Source organism: Flavivirga jejuensis (assembly GCF_030540765.1).
GTDB classification, from domain to species: domain Bacteria; phylum Bacteroidota; class Bacteroidia; order Flavobacteriales; family Flavobacteriaceae; genus Flavivirga; species Flavivirga jejuensis.
The window spans coordinates 463567-483326 of record NZ_JAUOEL010000003.1 but is presented as its reverse complement, the minus strand read 5'-3'; the positions used below and the strand labels follow the sequence as shown (position 1 = coordinate 483326).

Annotated in this window: 11 protein-coding genes; 10 read left to right on the top strand and 1 reads right to left on the bottom strand. The window is 32.6% G+C overall.

From position 1 onward, the window contains the following. Window positions 1–217: 217 nt before the first annotated feature. From Q4Q40_RS10665 to Q4Q40_RS10620, 10 genes are all read left to right on the top strand, one after another. The gene (locus Q4Q40_RS10665; RefSeq protein WP_303301780.1) at window positions 218–1444 is read left to right on the top strand and encodes an MFS transporter; all 1227 of its coding nucleotides are present in this window, start codon (window positions 218–220) and stop codon (window positions 1442–1444) included. Further along, a complete protein-coding gene (locus Q4Q40_RS10660) occupies window positions 1428–3293 on the top strand; it encodes a trehalase family glycosidase (protein WP_303301779.1) in 1866 nt (621 codons plus the stop codon). The genes Q4Q40_RS10665 and Q4Q40_RS10660 overlap by 17 nt, the downstream gene beginning before the upstream one ends. 84 nt (window positions 3294–3377) lie before the next feature. After that, window positions 3378–5675 carry an NADP-dependent malic enzyme gene (locus Q4Q40_RS10655; protein WP_303301778.1) on the top strand — a complete coding sequence of 766 codons (2298 nt, stop codon included), beginning with the start codon at window positions 3378–3380 and terminating at the stop codon, window positions 5673–5675. 50 nt (window positions 5676–5725) lie between these two features. Beyond that, window positions 5726–6307 (top strand): Holliday junction branch migration protein RuvA, encoded by a 582-nt coding sequence (gene ruvA / locus Q4Q40_RS10650; protein WP_303301777.1) that lies wholly within the window; start codon window positions 5726–5728, stop codon window positions 6305–6307. A 6-nt stretch (window positions 6308–6313) separates the two neighbouring features. Then, on the top strand, window positions 6314–13603 hold the full coding sequence (gene sov / locus Q4Q40_RS10645; protein ID WP_425555947.1) for a T9SS outer membrane translocon Sov/SprA: 7290 nt from the start codon (window positions 6314–6316) through the stop codon (window positions 13601–13603). 69 nt (window positions 13604–13672) lie between these two features. After that, on the top strand, window positions 13673–14053 hold the full coding sequence (gene gcvH / locus Q4Q40_RS10640; protein ID WP_303301776.1) for a glycine cleavage system protein GcvH: 381 nt from the start codon (window positions 13673–13675) through the stop codon (window positions 14051–14053). After that, window positions 14046–14423, top strand: a complete 378-nt coding sequence (locus tag Q4Q40_RS10635; protein ID WP_303301971.1) for a VanZ family protein — start codon at window positions 14046–14048, stop codon at window positions 14421–14423. Before gcvH ends, Q4Q40_RS10635 begins: the two co-directional genes overlap by 8 nt. 60 nt (window positions 14424–14483) lie before the next feature. After that, window positions 14484–15203: an energy transducer TonB gene (locus Q4Q40_RS10630; protein WP_303301775.1), complete on the top strand. Its 720-nt coding sequence runs from the start codon at window positions 14484–14486 to the stop codon at window positions 15201–15203. Window positions 15204–15383: 180 nt separating this feature from the next. Then, on the top strand, window positions 15384–16121 hold the full coding sequence (locus Q4Q40_RS10625; protein WP_303301774.1) for an energy transducer TonB: 738 nt from the start codon (window positions 15384–15386) through the stop codon (window positions 16119–16121). 356 nt (window positions 16122–16477) lie between these two features. Next, a complete protein-coding gene (locus Q4Q40_RS10620) occupies window positions 16478–18577 on the top strand; it encodes a gliding motility protein RemB (protein ID WP_303301773.1) in 2100 nt (699 codons plus the stop codon). Between the two features lie 219 nt (window positions 18578–18796). Here Q4Q40_RS10620 and Q4Q40_RS10615 read toward each other — a convergent pair whose 3' ends face one another. Next, window positions 18797–19663, bottom strand: coding sequence for an MBL fold metallo-hydrolase (locus Q4Q40_RS10615; RefSeq protein ID WP_303301772.1), 867 nt, complete (start codon window positions 19661–19663; stop codon window positions 18797–18799). Between the last annotated feature and the right edge of the window lie 97 nt (window positions 19664–19760).

Genomic DNA, 19760 nt, shown 5'->3' with positions numbered 1-19760 from the left:
AGTAAGTTACATCTAGGCAGCATTTTATTTTCAAAAAACGAAATGGAACACGCATAAAAAGATGATTAAAAAGTCTTGAAGTTGTCATTGGTAGCGTAGTCGAAAAACCTCAAACGCTTATATGAAAGTTAAAGAAGATTCTTCATTCTTATTCAGAATGACATATTTTAAGTAGTCTCGTTACACAATATGCAGAGAATTAAAGAATTATAAATAGATGAAAAACCTAGGAATTAAAGCAGCCCTTTACATTAACTATTTTGTATTTGCTATTTTGCTTAATAGCGTAGGTATAGTAATTAAGCAATCTATAGATAACTACAATGTAAGTGAAACAAACGCAAGTGTTTTAGAAGCATTTAAAGATTTACCCATTGCTTTTGTATCGTTTTTTGTAGCCTCATTTTTACCAAAAATCGGCTATAAAAAAAGTATGCTATTTGCTTTACTAATAGTTTTTTTTGGATGTATTTACATGTACTATGGAAATACATTTGGAAGCACAAAAGTGTTGTTTTTAACCATAGGAGTTGCTTTTGCTTTTATTAAAGTTTCAGTGTTTTCTATGATTGGGTTACTTACAGAGACACCACAAGAGCATAGTAGTTTTATGAGCTCTATTGAAGGGTTTTTTATGGTAGGGATAGCCTTAGCATATTTTATATTCCCAGCTTTTTTTGATGAATCTAATCCAGATGCCTGGCTGCGTGTATACCTGTTTCTGGCAGGTTTAATAGCTGTATCATTTGTCATTCTTTTATTCTCAAAAATAAATATAAAAGCAGAAGTCTCAGATAAATCTGTAGCCCAAGACTTTTTAGAAATGGTGAAGTTAATAGCATTACCATTAGTTATCTTTTTTATACTTAGTGCCTTTTTATTTGTAATGGTAGAACAAGGTATTATGACCTGGTTACCAACATTTAATAAAAATGTGTTATCACTTAACGATTCATTAAGTGTTCAAATGGCAAGTATTTTAGCAATTTCATTAGCCTTAGGTAGATTGCTTGCAGGTGTTATTGTGAAAAAAATACCATGGCTTAAAATAGTAATAACTTGCTTAATAATAGCGATGGTAATTGTTGCTTTGGTATTGCCAAATGCACTTAATTCAAAAACTATAGAAATTAATAATGTATTTGACATTCCGTTAATAGGATTCATATTTCCAATTATAGGGCTTTTTATCTCCCCAATTTATCCACTTATAAATTCTGTAGTGCTTTCGGCATTACCTAAAAAAATGCATAGTTCCATGACGGGTTTAATTGTCATTTTTTCTGCATTGGGGGGCACATTTGGCTCCAGAATTATAGGGTATTTATTTGAACATATTGGTGGGGGAAAAGCCTTTTTCTTTATGCTGATTCCAATGTTAATTCTAATAGCTACTCTTTTTATGTTAAACAAAACCACCAAGAAATATGAAGTTGCCCGTTAATAAATCTAAACTCATAAGTGAATTAATAAAACAAGAAGATACCACTGGCAGTTACACTATAACTGTTGACGATTTAGGTGAAAAAGAATTTTTTATAGGAAATGAAGAAGGTGAAAATGTCGTTATAAAAGGAACATATCATTTATCTAATTTGTTACAAGAAGCAGCGCTTTTAATTAATAAAGAAGAAGATATTATTTTAAAACATATAGTTGAAGAACCAGTAACACGGATATCTAGAGTTATTAAAGATTACTATTGGGATAAACTTACCAGAAGTTTTGATAATGAAGATTTGTTAAATGTACTTGAAGATGAAAAAATGCAAGGTGATTTTTTACGGTTATATGTACCAGAATCTGATGCTGAAGCACTAGCGTTTTACAAGCAAAAAACAATAGGACATACCCATGTTAAAGTCGAAACAATTTCGGAAAATATTTCAAACGAGGAAATAATAGCTTTAAATAAAAAGCCAGGAATTTTAGCATTGGCATATTCAAAAGAAAAAGAGAAAAGTATTCCATTTGTTGTTCCAGGAGGCCGTTTTAATGAAATGTATGGATGGGACAGCTATTTTATTGGTTTAGGTCTCATAATTGATGATAAATTTGATCTTGCTCAAGCGATGATTGATAATTTAGAGTATCAAATTATTCATTACGGAAAAATATTGAATGCCAATCGTAGCTATTATTTATCTCGGTCTCAACCACCCTTTTTTACATCATTTATTAAAGAGTTTTACGAAACTTATTCAGATAAATTACAGCTAAGTTGGTTAAAACAAAAATTGACCACAGCCATTTCTGAATATTTTAATGTTTGGATGACAGAAAATGTAAGATTAACCGATACAGGATTAAATCGCTATTTTGGAGAAGGAGCAGGAGTCCCTAATGAAACAGAGCCAGAACATTTTGATACTATATTTAAAACCTTTGCAAAAAGGTGTAACATGTCACTTATAGAATTTAAAGAAAAGTACAATAAAAAAGAAATTGTTGATGAAACTTTAGATAAGTATTTCATACATGATAGAAGTATGAGAGAAAGCGGACATGATACAACAAATAGATTAGATGATTGTTCAGCGCACCTAAATACTGTTGATTTAAATAGTTTACTCTATAAATCTGAAACAGATATAGCCTATTTTATTACAACATATTTTAATGATTCGTTTTCATATAACAATAATACTTTTAACGCTGATGAATGGTTGCAACGTGCAAACAAACGAAAGCAGTTAATGATAGACTTTATGTGGAACGAAAAAGAAGCTACGTTTTACGACTACAATTTTATTAAAAAGGAACAGCAACCATGTGTTTCTACTACAAACCTATATCCGTTATGGGCAAATTTATGTACGCAAGAACAAGCAGAAAATTTAATTGATAAACAATTACCTAATTTAATCTGTAAAGGAGGCTTAGCATCAACATCTAGTTTGGAAATCATGCCAAAAGATGGTATCGAGAGACAATGGGATTTTCCATATGGTTGGGCGCCCCACCAAATGTTAATTTGGCAAGGTCTAAAAAGCTATGGATTTGAAGAAAAAGCGCAAGAGCTTATTTATAGATGGTTATGGCTTATTGTAAAAACAGTTGTAAATTATAATGGTTTAATACCAGAAAAGTTTGATGTTAACAAATGTACGCATCAAGTAGATGTAGAGTATGGTAACGTAGGCACAAATTTTAAATATGTTACAGACGGTGGTTTTGGCTGGACTAATGCATCTTATAAATTAGGAATTAAATTTTTAGAAGATAAACATTTAGATAGCCTGAATATGCTCATAGACCCAGATTTAATTTTTTCAAAAACACTTAGAATTTAAAAGAAATATCAATTTTTTAAAAGAACAAGTGTTTCCTTAATAGGATTATTATCTTTGTAAGCTTAGTTAATTAATCATGACATTATGAGCGAAGAAAGCAAACGAAGAGAGGCCCTAATATATCACGCAAAACCAACTCCAGGGAAAATCGAGGTTGTTCCAACTAAAAAATATGCTAGTCAGAGAGATTTATCTTTAGCCTATTCGCCAGGTGTGGCAGAGCCTTGTTTAGAAATTGAAAAAAACAAAGAAAATGCTTATAAGTATACTGCAAAAGGAAATTTAGTTGCAGTAATATCTAACGGAACTGCGGTTTTAGGCTTAGGGAATATTGGGCCAGAAGCCTCAAAACCAGTGATGGAAGGAAAAGGACTTCTGTTTAAGATTTTTGCAGATATTGATGTATTCGATATCGAAGTGGGAACCGAGAATGTTGAAGAGTTTATTCAAACCGTGAAAATGATCGCACCTACTTTTGGAGGGATCAATTTAGAAGATATTAAAGCGCCCGAAGCTTTTGAAATAGAAAAACGTCTTAAAGAAGAACTTGATATTCCTGTGATGCATGATGACCAACACGGTACAGCCATAATTTCGGCAGCTGCGTTGTTAAATGCTGTAGAAATAGCAGAAAAAAAGATTGACAAAGTTAAAATAGTAATAAGTGGTGCTGGTGCAGCTGCTATTTCTTGTTCTCGTTTATACCAAGCCTGTGGAGCAAAACTAGAAAATATGGTGATGCTCGATAGTAAAGGTGTTATAAGAAAAGACAGAGAAACGCTTACCAAAGAAAAAGCAGAATTTGCTACCCATAGAAAAATAGATACCCTGGATGAAGCAATGAAAGAAGCCGATGTTTTTATTGGTCTTTCAATGGCAAATATTGTATCGCCAGAGATGTTATTAACTATGGCAAAAAATCCAATTGTCTTTGCTATGGCAAACCCAGATCCAGAAATAAAATACGATGTAGCTGTTGCAACACGTAAAGATATTATTATGGCAACGGGTCGTAGCGACCATCCTAATCAAGTTAATAATGTTTTAGGATTTCCATTTATATTTAGAGGCGCCTTAGACGTTCGTGCTTCAAAGATAAACGAAGCCATGAAAATGGCTGCAGTTAAATCATTAGCAAAATTAGCTAAAGAGCCCGTTCCAGAACAAGTTAATATAGCCTATGGAGAAACTAGGCTCACCTTTGGTAAAAATTATATCATACCAAAACCTTTTGATCCACGACTCATCGCAGAAGTGCCTCCTGCTGTAGCAAAAGCAGCTATGGAAAGCGGTGTTGCTAAACAACCAATTACAGATTGGGAAAAATATAAGGATACACTGTTAGAACGATTAGGGTCTGATAATAAGCTGGTAAGACTATTGCTAAATAGAGCAAAACTTAATCCAAAACGCGTTGTGTTTGCAGAAGCAGACCAGCTAGATGTTTTAAAAGCAGCTCAAATAGTTTATGAAGAAGGGATTGCACAACCCATTCTATTGGGAAGAAAGGAAACCATAGAATCTCTTATGCAGGAAATTGAGTTTGATGCTAATATTCTTATTATTGATCCAAAAACAGAAGAAGAGAATGCACGTAAAAACAAGTACGCTAAAGTGTATTGGGAACAACGTAAACGAAGAGGCGTCACTTATTATTCTGCACAACGTTTAATGAGAGAACGTAATTATTTTGCAGCCATGATGGTAAATGAAGGCGATGCAGATGCGCTTATTTCAGGGTATTCTCGTAATTATCCAACAGTAGTAAAACCTATGTTGGAACTTATTGGAATGGCTCAGGGCGTTACTCGTATAGCAACTACCAATTTAATGATGACAAAAAGAGGACCATTGTTTCTAAGCGATACCTCTATAAATATTGATCCTAGTGCTAAAGATTTAGCTAAAATTACTCAAATGACATCTAAAGTAATTAAGATGTTTGGTTTAGACCCTGTGCTAGCCATGGTGTCTTATTCTAATTTTGGCTCTTCAGAAAATGAAAAAGCATCTAAGATTAGAGAAGCCGTATCTTATTTACATCGTCATTTTCCAGATATGAATGTAGATGGTGAGTTACAAACAGATTTTGCTTTAAATGATGATATGCTTCGGGAGAAGTTTCCATTTTCAAAGTTAGTAGGGAAGAAAGTAAATGCATTAGTTTTTCCAAATCTAGACTCGGCAAATATTACTTATAAATTATTAAAAGAATTGCATAAAGCCGATTCTATTGGGCCGATTATGATGGGGTTGAAAAAACCAGTGCATATTTTACAATTAGGTGCTAGTGTTGATGAGATTGTGAATATGACTGCTATTGCGGTGATCGATGCTCAGCACAAAGAAAAATGGGAATTAGAAAATGCTGGCAGGAAGTAATTTAGTGCGAATAAATTTATTACATTTGGTCGGTTAACGAATAATATTAAATGATAACACATATTCAAGGAAAACTTACTGAAAAAAATCCAACACATGTTGTTATAGAATGTAATGGTGTCGGATATATGTTAAATATCTCATTACATACCTTTTCTCAAATTCCAGAGAATGAAAATTTAAAGTTATTTACGCATCTTCAAGTTAAAGAAGATTCGCATACACTTTATGGGTTTTCGTCGTTGGCAGAAAGAGAAATTTTTAGACTGCTAATATCTGTAAGTGGTATTGGAGCAAGTATTGCACGTACCATGTTATCATCATTAGCACCAAAACAAGTAAGAGAAGGAATTGCTACAAGTGATGTTGCTTTAATTCAGTCTATAAAAGGGATTGGAGCAAAAACAGCACAGCGTGTTATTATAGATTTAAAAGATAAGATCTTAAAGATTTATGATATTGATGAAGTTTCCGTTTCTCAAGGCAATACCAATAAAGATGAAGCGTTATCTGCATTAGAAGTGCTAGGTTTTGCTAAAAAACAAGCAGAACGTGTCGTGGATAAAATTATGATTGCACAACCTGATGCTAATGTAGAAACCATTATAAAACAGGCTTTAAAAAATTTATAATAGATTTTGAATAAAACCAACTTTAGATTTTATGAATTAATTAAAAAGAGTGATACTCAGCCTTTCGACTACGCTCAAGACAAGTTTCGTCGAAGTGCTTTTTTAATTCTTGCTCTATTCTTTTCGGTTACAGTATGGTCGCAACAAATTCCTGCACAAGATTCTGTTAAAACAGGGTATAATTTAGGTCGTTTAAAAACACCAAACCCTAATAGCGTAGAATCTAAATATACTTACGATCCTATTACCAATAGATACATTTATACAGAAAAGATAGGCCGTTTCGATATTAACTACCCCATTATTTTAACACCTAAAGAGTATTATGATTTCGTAGCAAAAGAAAACTTACGATCTTATTATAAAGAAAAAATTGATGCTTTCGATGGTAAAAAAGGAGACGCAAAAGATGAACAAAAAAATCTATTGCCAGAGTTTTATGTGAAATCGGATTTATTCGAAACCATTTTTGGAGGTAATACGATTGAGGTTATTCCACAAGGGTCTGTAGAAATGGATTTAGGGGTGTTGTTTTCAAAGCAAGATAATCCGTCATTTTCACCCAGAAACAGGAGCAGTTTTACGTTTGATTTTGATCAACGAATTAGTTTAAGTTTATTAGGGAAAGTCGGTACTCGATTACAAGTGACTGCTAATTATGATATGCAATCAACTTTCGATTTTCAAAATCTAATTAAATTAGAATACACGCCTACAGAAGATGATATTATTCAAAAAATAGAAGTAGGTAATGTAAGTATGCCTTTAAATAGCTCGTTAATTACAGGAGCACAAAGTTTATTTGGTGTAAAAGCACAATTGCAATTTGGAAAAACCTCTGTAACAGCAGTGTTTTCCGAACAAAAATCAGAATCTAATACAGTTATTGCTCAAGGAGGAGGTACCGTAGAAGAATTTGATTTATTCATTAGAGATTACGATGAGAATAGACACTTCTTTATAGCCCAGTATTTTAGAGACACCTATGATACGGCTTTAGAGAATTATCCGTTTAAAAATAATAAAGGATTACAAATTACAAGGCATGAGGTTTGGATAACTAATAGAAGCAATGCAACCGAAAATGTTAGAAACATTGTAGCACTTCAAGATTTAGGTGAGTCTAGTGGTGATCCTAATCAAGTAGGCTCAGATGTCAATATACTAGCTCCAGGAGCCTTACCAAATAACCCGAATAATGGGTTCGATCCAACCAATATTGGAGGCACTGGGTCTCAACTTACAGATGCTATTAGAGATGTTGCAACGGTACAATCGGGAATAACTGTAACAGGAGTAAAGGAAGGGTTTGATTATGCAAAACTAGAAAATGCTAGAAAATTAATAAGCGGTCAAGAATATACTTTAAATTCAGAACTAGGATATATATCCTTAAATCAACGTTTGAATAACGATGAGGTTTTAGCCATTGCATTTCAGTATACATTAGGCGGAAAAGTATACCAAGTAGGAGAATTTGCTAATGATGGTGTAGATGCTACCGATGTGACTACTAATACGTCGGGTGAGGTAACACAGGTTGTTAATACTAATTTAATTTTAAAATTATTAAAAAGTAGCATTACTAATGTAGATCAACCAGTTTGGAATCTAATGATGAAGAACATCTACGATACAGGAGCTTATAATTTAAGCGCGGACGATTTTACACTTAATATCTTTTATAACGAGGCTTCGCCTTTAAATTTTATAACACCAGTAGGAGGTAGTTTTGATCTTGATATAAATGGAAACCCAGTTAATGGAAATACAGAGGAAGAAGATTTAATACAAAATGTGCCTTTATTAAGGTTGTTTAATTTAGATAGACTTAATTTTAATAACGATCCACAGATTGGAGGTGATGGTTTTTTTGATTTTTACGAAGGAATAACGGTGATTTCTCAAAATGGAAAAATAGTTTTTACCAGTGCAGAACCTTTTGGAGAATATCTTTTTAATGCATTAGGAGGTGGAGATTATGATAACAATGTTTCATATAACGATAACCAAAGTAAATATGTATACGATGTGCTTTATAAAAGCACAAAAACAGAAGCCTTAGAAGAAGTTGAAAAAAACAAATTCAAGCTAAAAGGACGTTATAAATCTACTGGAAGCGATGGTATTCCTATAGGATCTTTTAATGTGCCACGAGGTTCTGTTAAAGTTACTGCAGGAGGGCGTGTTTTAGTTGAAGGTATTGATTATACTGTGAATTATCAATTAGGGCGTGTTCAAATTTTAGACGAAGCTTTAAAAGCATCCAATACCCCTATTGAAGTTTCAACCGAAAACAATGCTGTTTTTGGTCAGCAAACAAAGCGTTTCACTGGAGTAAATGTAGAACATAAGTTTAACGAAAATTTTGTATTAGGAGCAACACTTTTAAATCTTAATGAGCGACCAGTAACCCAAAAAGCAAATTATGGTACAGAACCCATAAACAATACTATTTTTGGGTTTAATGGTAATTATGCTACTAAAGTGCCTTTTTTAACACGATTAGCTAATAAATTACCAAATATAGATACCGATGTTGAATCGAATTTGTCTTTAAGAGGTGAGTTTGCGTATTTAGCACCGGGAGCACCAAAAGGGACTAACCTTAATGGTGAAGCCACATCATATGTTGATGACTTTGAGGGCTCACAAAGTAGCATTGATTTAAAATCGCAACAATCGTGGTTTTTATCTAGTAGGCCTTACGATTTAGATGGAGATGGTCTAGAAGGTGCAGAAGATCTAAATGGTATTGAAAATGGGTATGATAGAGCCTTATTAAACTGGTATAGTATAGATCCTATTTTTTATAGTAGTCAACGCCCTACTGGAATCTCAGATGAAGATGTTTCAAGTTTGTATACCAGTCGTGTATTTATAAATGAACTTTTCCCAGATGTAGATTTAGTACAAGGACAAAACTCAGTACTATTTACATTAGATTTAGCTTATTACCCACAAGAAAGAGGGCCATATAATTTTAACCCCTCTTCAGTAGATGGTATTGATGCAATTGAAGCAGAAAATAGTTGGGCTGGTATTACGCGCCAACTAACTTCTACAGATTTTGAACAACAAAATGTAGAGTATATTGAATTTTGGTTACAAGATCCGTTTCAAGAGGATCCAACAAATTCTGGAGGGAAATTAGTATTCAACCTCGGAAATATTTCAGAAGATATTATAAAAGATGGAAAGAAACTCTATGAAAATGGGTTGCCAGAAGATGGAAATATAGATTTATTACCAGTAACAACATGGGGTACAGTGACACCTCAAAATCAATCGTTAGTTTACGCGTTTGATACTACAGGTGATGAACGAACAAATCAAGATGTAGGATACGATGGATATAGTGATGCTGATGAAATAGGTGTTTTTGGAACCAGTTTTGGAGACGATCCTGCAAACGATAACTATACCTATTTTTTAAATACAGAAGGCGATATATTTGAGCGTTATAAAAAGTATAATGGTGTAGAGGGAAATACACCAGAAACTTTTACAGATACAGACAGAGCAGCTAATACACAACCAGATGTAGAGGATGTTAATCGTGATAATACTATGAATACGATTGATAGTTATTATGAATATGAATTAGACATAACAAGAGAGAATTTACCTGCTTCTCAAACAGATTTTGATATCATTCCAGATAGTAATCCATTAAAAGAATTTTTAAGAGATTTTAAGGATCAGCCTCGTGAATTGGCTAATGGTGAGACTGAAAATGTTAGATGGTATCAATTTAGAATTCCAGTAGAAGGGGATCATGCAACTCCTATTGGTGGTATAAGTGATTTAAGATCGATTCGATTTGCAAGAATATATCTTAAAGAATTTACAGAAAAGACGGTATTTCGTTTTGGAACATTAGATTTAGTTCGAAGTGATTGGAGACGTTATACACAAGCTTTAGATAAAAACGATGCAACACCAGACGATCCACAAACCGAATTTTCTGTGGGTGTTATTGGTACGCTTGAAAACGAAGGTAGTTATGAAAGCCCTCCAGGGATTGAACCTGAAGAGTTATTTAATAATAATACCGTAGTTGAACAAAATGAGCAATCCTTAGTTGTAAAAGTATGTGATCTTGAATCTCAAGATTTAAGGGGAGTATATAAAAATATAAACATAGATATGCGTCAGTATGAACGTTTAAGAATGTTTATACATGCAGAAGATAGCGAATCTGGAACAGGGAATTTGGACGATAATGATTTAGTTGGATTTATTAGAATGGGTAACGACCTTACCGAAAACTATTACCAAATAGAAATTCCTTTACAGCTTTCAACTTCGATTACAAGTGAAGGGCTTTGGCCAGAAAGTAATGAAATTAATATACCTACAGCGTTATTAGGTGAAATTAAATCACTGGGTATTTCAAATGGAACCCTATCAAACGAAGACCCAACATTTTACGATGTTGTAGGTAGCGATTTAATTCCTGTAACGAACCAGTTTCAAGGCTATGTGTCTGGTCAACATCGAATAGCTGTTAAAGGGAATCCAAATTTTGGAGATATAAGAACTCTTATGGTTGGAGTTAAAAATATCACCACAAATAATGATGTTTGTGCCGAAACTTGGTTTAACGAACTTCGTTTATCTGGTATGGATAATGAAGGAGGTTGGGCAGCAGTATTAAGTATGGATACTAATATTGCAGATTTTGCTAATATAAGTGCTACAGGTAGTAAAAGTACTTCTGGTTTTGGTGGGATTGAGCAAGGACCAAGTGAACGTAGTTTAGAGGATGTACAGCAATACGATGTGGTTACCAATATTAATGTTGGGAAATTATTACCAAAAAAATGGGGGATTCAATTGCCTTTTAATTATGCCCAAAGTGAAGAGCTTATTACTCCTAAATACGATCAGTTTTACCAAGATTTAACCTTAGATTCCAGAATAGCCGCCGCAGATACACAAGAAAAAAAAGATGAAATTAAAGAACAGTCTGAAGATTATACCAAAAGACAAAGTGTTAATTTTATAGGAGTTAGAAAAACCAGGACTTCCGACGCAACACCTCGTTTTTACGATGTTGAGAATTTAACTTTAAATTATTCATACAATAAGGTAGAACATAGAGATTTCGAGATAGAGAATTCTATTGATAAAACATTACGAGTTGGTGCAAATTATGCATTTAATTTTAACCCCATTACAGTAGAACCTTTCAAGAAAAACGATTCATTATTTACTGGAAAATACTGGAAAATATTAAAAGATTTAAACGTAAACTTATTACCAACAAGCTTTACAATTAATACCGATATAAACAGACAATTTAATAGACAAAAGTTTAGAAATGTCGATCTAGGAGAATCAGACATAAGTATAGACGAATTATTTAGAAGAAACTATACTTTCGATTTTCAATATACCATTAATTACAATCTAACAAAATCATTACAGTTAAATTTTACGGCAGCGAATAATAATATAGTTCGTAATTATTTTAAAGATAACATTATTAATGGAGAACAAGATCCAGATCTAGATGTTTGGGATGGGATCTTAGATTTTGGAGATCCTAATAGTCAAAGCCAAAATTTAGGTATAAGCTATCAATTGCCAATCAATAAAATTCCAACATTTAGTTTTATTGACGCCACGTATCAATATACAGGTAATTTCCAATGGCAAAAAGGCTCTGATTTGTATGGTGATTTAGAGTTAAACGGAGAAACATATAACTTAGGTAATACCGTTCAAAATTCAAATGTTCATAATATCAATTCAAGTTTAGATATGAATAGGTTTTATAAATATATTGGATTAGTAAAAAAACCTATAAAAAGAGTGCGATCCAGAACACCTTCAAGGGCAGGAGCGCCTCCTGGAGCAGGTGAAAAGAAAAAAGCACCACCAAAAGCAAAGAATCAATCGGTTACTAAATTATTAAATGCAGGAGTTAGTGTTTTAACAAGCGTAAAAAGAATTCAACTTAGTTATTCCGAAAATAACGGAACATATTTACCAGGTTATTTACAATCTCCAGGTTTTATAGGAACTTTAAAGCCAACAACAGGATTTATATTTGGTAGTCAAAGCGATGTAAGAGACCTTGCAGCAAGAAGAGGCTGGTTAACCGTTTTTCCTGAATTTAACGAACAGTACTCAGCAACACATACAAAACAATTGGATTTATCTGCGAGTTTGGAACCTGTAAAAGGTTTAAAAATTGATCTAGTAGGAAGTCGTAGCTATCTCGAAAACTATTCTGAGAATTTTATAGTTAACGGAGATCCTGAGACATACGAATATGAGTCATTAACACCGAATACCTTTGGCAATTTTAATATATCAACTATTTTAATAAAGACAGCGTTTAGCAAAAGTGATGAAAATATATCTGAGGCGTTTAATGATTTTAGAACAAACAGACTTACTGTTGCTAGAAGATTAGCCGCAAAGAATGGGGCAAACTTAAACGATTTAGACGATGATGGTTTTCCTAAAGGATATGGGAAAAGTAGTCAAGCAGTATTGTTGCCAGCGTTTTTAGCAGCTTATACAGGTAAAGATGCTAGTGGAGTAGAATTAGGAGCATTTAGAGATGTGCCTATTCCTAACTGGGATTTAAAGTATTCTGGTTTTATGAAATTTGCATGGTTTAAAAAGCGTTTTAAACGTTTTTCATTAACACATGGATACCGCTCAACATACACAATAAATCAGTTTCAATCTAATTTAGATTACGTAGCAATAAACCCAAACTTAGATTACGATAGTCAATCAAGCAATACTAAAGATCAATCAGGGAATTATAAAAATGAAGATTTACTTAGTAATATCAACTTAACTGAGACGTTTAGCCCTTTGGTAAGACTTGATTTTGAAATGAAAAATTCTGTTAAAATCTTAGCCGAAGTTAAAAAGGACAGACTCATATCACTTAGTTTTGATAATAATTTAATGACGGAGGTGCTAGGTAATGAATATGTTATAGGCTTGGGGTATAGAATTAAAGATTTACGAATACGTTCTAAATTAGCAGGACCACGAAAACGTATTGTAAGTGATTTAAATATGAAAGCAGATATATCTGTTAGAGATAATAAGACTATTATTAGATATTTAGACGTAGAAAATAATCAAGTAACATCTGGACAAACTATTTGGGGCTTGAAATACTCTGCAGATTACGCCTTTAGTAAAAACTTAACAGGACTCTTTTATTTTGATTATTCGTTTTCAGAATATGCCATTTCTACAGCATTTCCACAAACAACCATTCGATCTGGTTTTACCATTAGATATAATTTTGGGAATTAGTAAAATAAGTATTTGAAATTAAGATTTGAATAAATACATTTGCTGAATAAACGAATTTAAATTAATGATATGAATATTCCATCAGAATTAAAATACACTAAAGATCACGAATGGATAAAGCTAGAAGGTGATGTTGCAACAATCGGTATAACAGATTTTGCACAAAGTGAATTAGGTGATATTGTATATGTCGAAGTAGAAACAGTAGATGAAACATTAGACGCAGAAGAAATTTTTGGAACGGTTGAAGCTGTTAAAACAGTATCAGACTTGTTTTTGCCATTATCTGGGGAGATCATAGAATTTAATGAATCTTTAGAAGACGAACCAGAAAAAGTAAATAGCGATCCTTATGGTGATGGTTGGATGATAAAAGTAAAATGTTCAGATCTTTCCCAAGCAGAAGAACTTATGTCTGCAGACGATTATAAGGCGTTAATTGGTGTTTAAAAAATTAACGCCAATAGCAACCATAATATACTCATTAGCTTTAGGTACAGCTAGTTTAATTAAGCTTAACAATGTTCCAGATTTGGGCATTTCTTTTGGAGATAAGGTATTTCACTTTATAGCTTATTTTGTCTTAACCATTTTATGGTTTTATACATTTTCGTATACTTTTAAATTAAAAAAAAGAAGGGCGCTATTCTTTGCTGTTATTTTTTCTGTTTTTTTTGGTATAGTTATTGAGGTATTACAAGAGAGTATGACGGTTTCTAGAGCTCTAGATGTTTATGATGCCGTAGCAAATACCCTTGGAGCCTTGTTGGCATCATTGGTATTGTCGTTTAAAAGCAGTTTGCACGTTAAAAACGTATAAACACTTGTTTTTTTTATAAATAAATAGTTATTTTAGCAATCTTGATAAATGATATAAATTATGGAATCTAAAAAAAATCCCAAAGCTAATGTAGGTCGTAATAGTTCACTTTACTTCGCTATAGGTTTAGCTTTAATGTTATTTTTAACAAACTATGCTATCAATTACAAAACATATGACAAGTCTGATATAGATATAGGCATGGTTAGTATGGATGAAGAATTAGATGAAGAAATTCCAATCACAGAGCAAATACAAACACCGCCACCACCGCCACCGCCACCAGCAGCACCAGAAGTTATTGAAATTGTTGAAGATGAGATAGAAATAGAAGAAACGGTAATAGAATCGACAGAAGTAGATCAGGAAACTGAAATAGTTGAGGTAGAAGAGGTTGAGGTAGAAGAAGTGGAAGAAGATATAGATGTACCATTTTCAGTTATTGAAAATGTACCTGTTTTTCCTGGATGTGAAAAAGGAAATAACACTAAGAAGAGGGATTGTATGTCTAAAAAAATATCGCAATTTGTTAGTAGAAAATTCAATACAGAATTAGCAAGTGATTTAGGGTTATCGGGAAGACAACGTATTAATGTTATTTTTAAAATAGACAAAACAGGTAATATTACAGGTATACGTGCAAGAGCACCGCACCCAGGTTTAGAGAAAGAAGCTGCTCGTGTTATTGGTCTGTTGCCAAAAATGAAACCAGGAAAACAACGTGGAAAACCAGTAAATGTTCCATATTCATTACCAATAATTTTCCAGGTTCAAGATTAGATTTTAACCTCCTGTAAATCAGGAATCATCATAATATAAAATTCCGTTACAAATTTTGTAACGGGATTTCTTTTTTGGTATACTTATTGTGTTTTTATCATAATATTAACATTTATACTATAAATTATTATGATTAATTCAAAGAAAACTCACGAACTCATTCGGCAAAATGAGCAAATCGTGAAAAAATCACAAAAGCATGATGCAAATTTACAAAAAAACTCAACCCTTTACTTTCAAATAGGGCTAATTCTATGTTTACTGGCCGCCTTTGGCTTGTTAGAAGCCGAGTTTGAAACTACGATTCCAACTTATGTGGATAAGTCTCCAATAGATGAGCCGTATAGTATTGATATTCCAATAATAAAACCAGAGACTCCAGTTATTCAGGAACCTGTTGAGCAAAAACAAAGGAAACAATCTAGCAAGTTGGTAGAAGTTCCAGATGACATTCCTATAAACCCTATAATAGATAATAAACCTGAAGATCCAACCGTAAAGGATAATCTACCAATAGACCCTGATGATATAAATTTGGCAGAAGTTGAAGAAGATGTCTTTATTCCTTTAAATTTAGTTCAAGTAGTACCTATTTATCCTGGTTGTGAAAAGAAAAAATCGAATGATGAAAGACTTAAATGTATGTCTGGAAAAATAACTAAGCTTATTCAAAGAAAATTTAATGGCAATGATATTGCTATAGACTATGGTTTAACTGGAACGCAAAAAATTCATGTACAATTTAAAATTGACAAAACGGGGCAAGTAACAAACATAAGAACCAGAGCTTCACATCCAAAATTAGCAGATGAAGCAGAACGGGTTATCAACATTATACCAGAAATGTTGCCAGCGAAACAGCAAGACAAAAATGTAGGTGTTATGTACACCGTACCAATAGTCTTTAGAGCGGAATAACCGTATATAGAGAGAAGCATGAGTGACGAGACATCTCATAAATAAGAGATTCCTCCTCGTACCTCTTTCGGAATGACACAATTTCTTTATTTATAGACAACAAATTAGTCATTATCAATATTTAATATATTGAACTGACGTATAAATTTTAAAACCACTATCAATTAAAATCGATAGTGGTTTTTCTTTAACCTGAATTTGTTATTTACAGAGATTTCAATATTAAACCCGCATTATTCATTTCGAAGTTTTAATACATAATGCGAGTTAAAAATAAACTTCAACAATTGACTAAAGTATGTACCTGAAAAAAATATAGTATCTTTCTCCACAAAATCAATTCTTAATAGATTTCCATGAAGAGAACCATTGTACTACTCCTACTATTAGTCCAATATCATAGCTATTCGCAAGACACTTTTTTGGCTGAAAAACCACCCGTTTTTCCAAATTGTAATGCCATAGCCATAGATTCTTTACAAAAATGTTTTGATAAACATGTATTCGAACATATTTATAACAATTTTAAAGTACCACAAAAAGTATACGACGAGAAATACAAAGGAGAAGTTGTAGTGCTTTTTGAAGTAGATACAATTGGACAGTTTAGGATTATTTATGTTGATGCCATTTATAATGAGCTAAAGGAGGAAACCAAACGCGTATTCTCAACAATGCCTAAGATAGAACCAGCAACCTATAGTGGAAGAAAAACATACAAACAATATTCGCTACCTATAAAGATTCCTTTAGTTAACCAAGCTGTACAAACACAGGATTTAGCAAAAGATAATGAGATCTCCAAACAGGAAAAACAATTAAAAACAGAGTTTGATAATGTTAATGCCAATTTAAAAACCTTTGAAGATAAAGCGTATAACAGTCAGTTAAATATACAATTTACACATAGCGACTATTCAAGATTCGATAGAAGTATGAATCTTGTAGGAACCAATAGCCATACCGCTTCAAAACCATTTATGTACGATGAGGTATCAAAGTATTACGATTTTAAGGCTGAAAAAGAAAAATTAAAAAAAGAAACAGATACATGGGTAGGTAAAAAACTTTGGAATGAACATTTAGTACAGTTACAAGGAGACGATTATTGGTTTACAGTAGACCCTATATTCGATTTACAAATAGGAAAAGATACCGATGCTAGTTTTAATACAACATACAATAATACAAGAGGTCTTTTAGTTCAAGGTGGATTAGGGAAAAAGTTTAATTTTTATACCACCGTTTTTGAAAGCCAAGGTAGGTTTGCACAATACGTAAATGAATATGCAGAGAGCTTAAAAGCTTTTGGACCCGATCCTGCAATTATTCCTGGTCGCGGTATTGCAAAACGTTTTAAAACCGATTCTTACGATTACCCTGTAGCCGAAGCATATTTATCTTATTCGCCAGCTAAGTTTATAAATGTTCAATTTGGACATGGTAAAAACTTTATTGGAGATGGATACCGTTCATTATTTATTAGCGATGTAGCAAGTCCGCATCCCTTTTTAAAATTAAATACTAAGTTTTGGAAAATAAAATACACCAACACTTGGATGTGGTTAAAAGATGTGAGACCTGAGGTTGAAGTAGATAAAGCATTTTTAACAAAGTACATTGCAAATCATTATTTAAGTTGGAATGTTTCTAAACGATTGAATATAGGATTGTTTGAATCGGTGCTTTGGACAAACTCAAATGATAGAGGTTTTGATATCAATTACCTAAACCCTATTATATTCTTTAGAGCCATTGAGTTTGAGACAGGACAAGGTGCAGGAAATGCACTTCTTGGTGCATCAGCTAAATATAAATGGAATGATAATATAAATGCATATGGTCAATTTATTTTAGATGAATTTTCTCTTAGCGATGTTAAAGGCGGTGAAAAAAGTTGGAAAAACAAGTTTGGCTTCCAACTTGGGCTTAAATATTTTAATGCTTTTAAAGTTGATAATTTACTGTTACAGTTCGAATATAACAGGGTAAGACCATATACCTATTCGCATAATACCATCGTATTAAATTATGCACACAATAACCAGCCTATGGCGCATTTATGGGGAGCCAATTTTAGCGAAGCGATTTTAATAGGACGTTATCATTACAAACGTTGGTTTGCAGATGCAAAACTTATTTATGGAATACGCGGACTGGATTTTAATGACGGCACAGATAATTTTAGTTATGGAGGTGATATTTATAGAGATTATAATGACAGGCCTTTTGATACTGGTGTTGAAGTTGGTCAAGGTATAAAAACTAAAACCTTTAATGGGAATTTACAAGCAGGCTATGTTATTAACCCAGCATCTAATTTAAAAGTATTTGCAGATATTAGTTTTAGGGATTTTGACCCAGAAGCAGAAACGGCAACAACTTTTAAAAGTAATACCGTTTGGTTTAATTTTGGAGTTCGAACCGATTTATTTAACTGGTACTTTGATTTCTAATTCCTGAGAAGGCAGGAATCTTATAAATTGAACTTAAAATTTGATATTGAGTTTGATACTTCCTTATTGATCTCAATTGTAGTTAAACTATCTAATTTAGTGTATGCCGCTTTCAGCTTCTAAAAATTTTTGATACGAATTTTACGAATTCAGTTTTACCTGTTTTTTATTTTGGTATTAATCAATAAAATTTCTGAAAGATCAAATAGAATGTATATTTTACTTTTTCAAACTTTTATAAAAAATTCTCCTTACCCTTTCACTATTAATGAAATAATTACCATAACCTAAGGCGTCATATTTTGCAGTAATCTTAGTATTATTAGCGACGTCATTTTCCGTTTTACCTATTTCAATCTCTGCTAGCACATTGGCTTTTAATGTTTGTAGCATGGTTAAAAACGATTCGTATTCGGCTTTGTTTGAAATAGCACCATGCCCAGGAACTATTTTGCTTTCACTATCTAAAAGCATTAACCCCTTTTTTATTGCTTCAATATATCCATTAACGCTACCACCAGAATTTAAATCGATATACGGATATCTGCCATTAAAATAAACATCTCCAGTATGGAGCACATTGTTTTCAGTAAAATAAAGCATACTATCTCCATCAGTATGGGCGTTTTCAACATGAAAAGCAATAACGAGTTCATTATTAATATGGAGGTTTAATTTGTCGTTAAAGGTAATTACAGGTAATGATTCTTTTGATTGCTTAGTATTAGCTTTAATGCGCTTATACACATTATCATGAGCTATAATATTGGTTCCAAGTTTAGATATGTTTGCATTGCCTCCACTATGGTCTCCGTGATGATGTGTATTTGCTAAGAATTTAATTTGCTTTTCACTTAATTGTTTAATGGCTGTTGTAATTTTGGGAGTTAAATTTGCAAACTGACTGTCAATCATAAAAACACCATCATCTCCAATTGAAATAGCAATATTGCCACCTTTTCCTTCAAGCATATAAATGTTTTCGGTGAGCTTGTGTGTTTTAATAATCACTTCTTTATTTTGAGTGTAGGCAACCAAAGTGATTAAAAAAATAAAAAGAGTACTAAGTGTTTTTGTCGATTTCATAATGAGGCATCTTAAGCATTGTAGAATACCATAAAAGTACAAAATAATTTATGCTTGAATAGATGAATAAATTAACCAATAAAAAGCATTGCTCGAA

What these genes read in the sequence shown, in the direction of transcription:
- Q4Q40_RS10665 (WP_303301780.1), top strand. Translation starts at nt 218, where the DNA reads ATGAAAAACCTAGGAATTAAAGCAGCCCTTTACATTAACTATTTTGTA.
- Q4Q40_RS10660 (WP_303301779.1), top strand. Translation starts at nt 1,428, where the DNA reads ATGAAGTTGCCCGTTAATAAATCTAAACTCATAAGTGAATTAATAAAA.
- Q4Q40_RS10655 (WP_303301778.1), top strand. Translation starts at nt 3,378, where the DNA reads ATGAGCGAAGAAAGCAAACGAAGAGAGGCCCTAATATATCACGCAAAA.
- ruvA (WP_303301777.1), top strand. Translation starts at nt 5,726, where the DNA reads ATGATAACACATATTCAAGGAAAACTTACTGAAAAAAATCCAACACAT.
- gcvH (WP_303301776.1), top strand. Translation starts at nt 13,673, where the DNA reads ATGAATATTCCATCAGAATTAAAATACACTAAAGATCACGAATGGATA.
- Q4Q40_RS10630 (WP_303301775.1), top strand. Translation starts at nt 14,484, where the DNA reads ATGGAATCTAAAAAAAATCCCAAAGCTAATGTAGGTCGTAATAGTTCA.
- Q4Q40_RS10620 (WP_303301773.1), top strand. Translation starts at nt 16,478, where the DNA reads ATGAAGAGAACCATTGTACTACTCCTACTATTAGTCCAATATCATAGC.
- Q4Q40_RS10615 (WP_303301772.1), bottom strand. Translation starts at nt 19,663, where the DNA reads ATGAAATCGACAAAAACACTTAGTACTCTTTTTATTTTTTTAATCACT.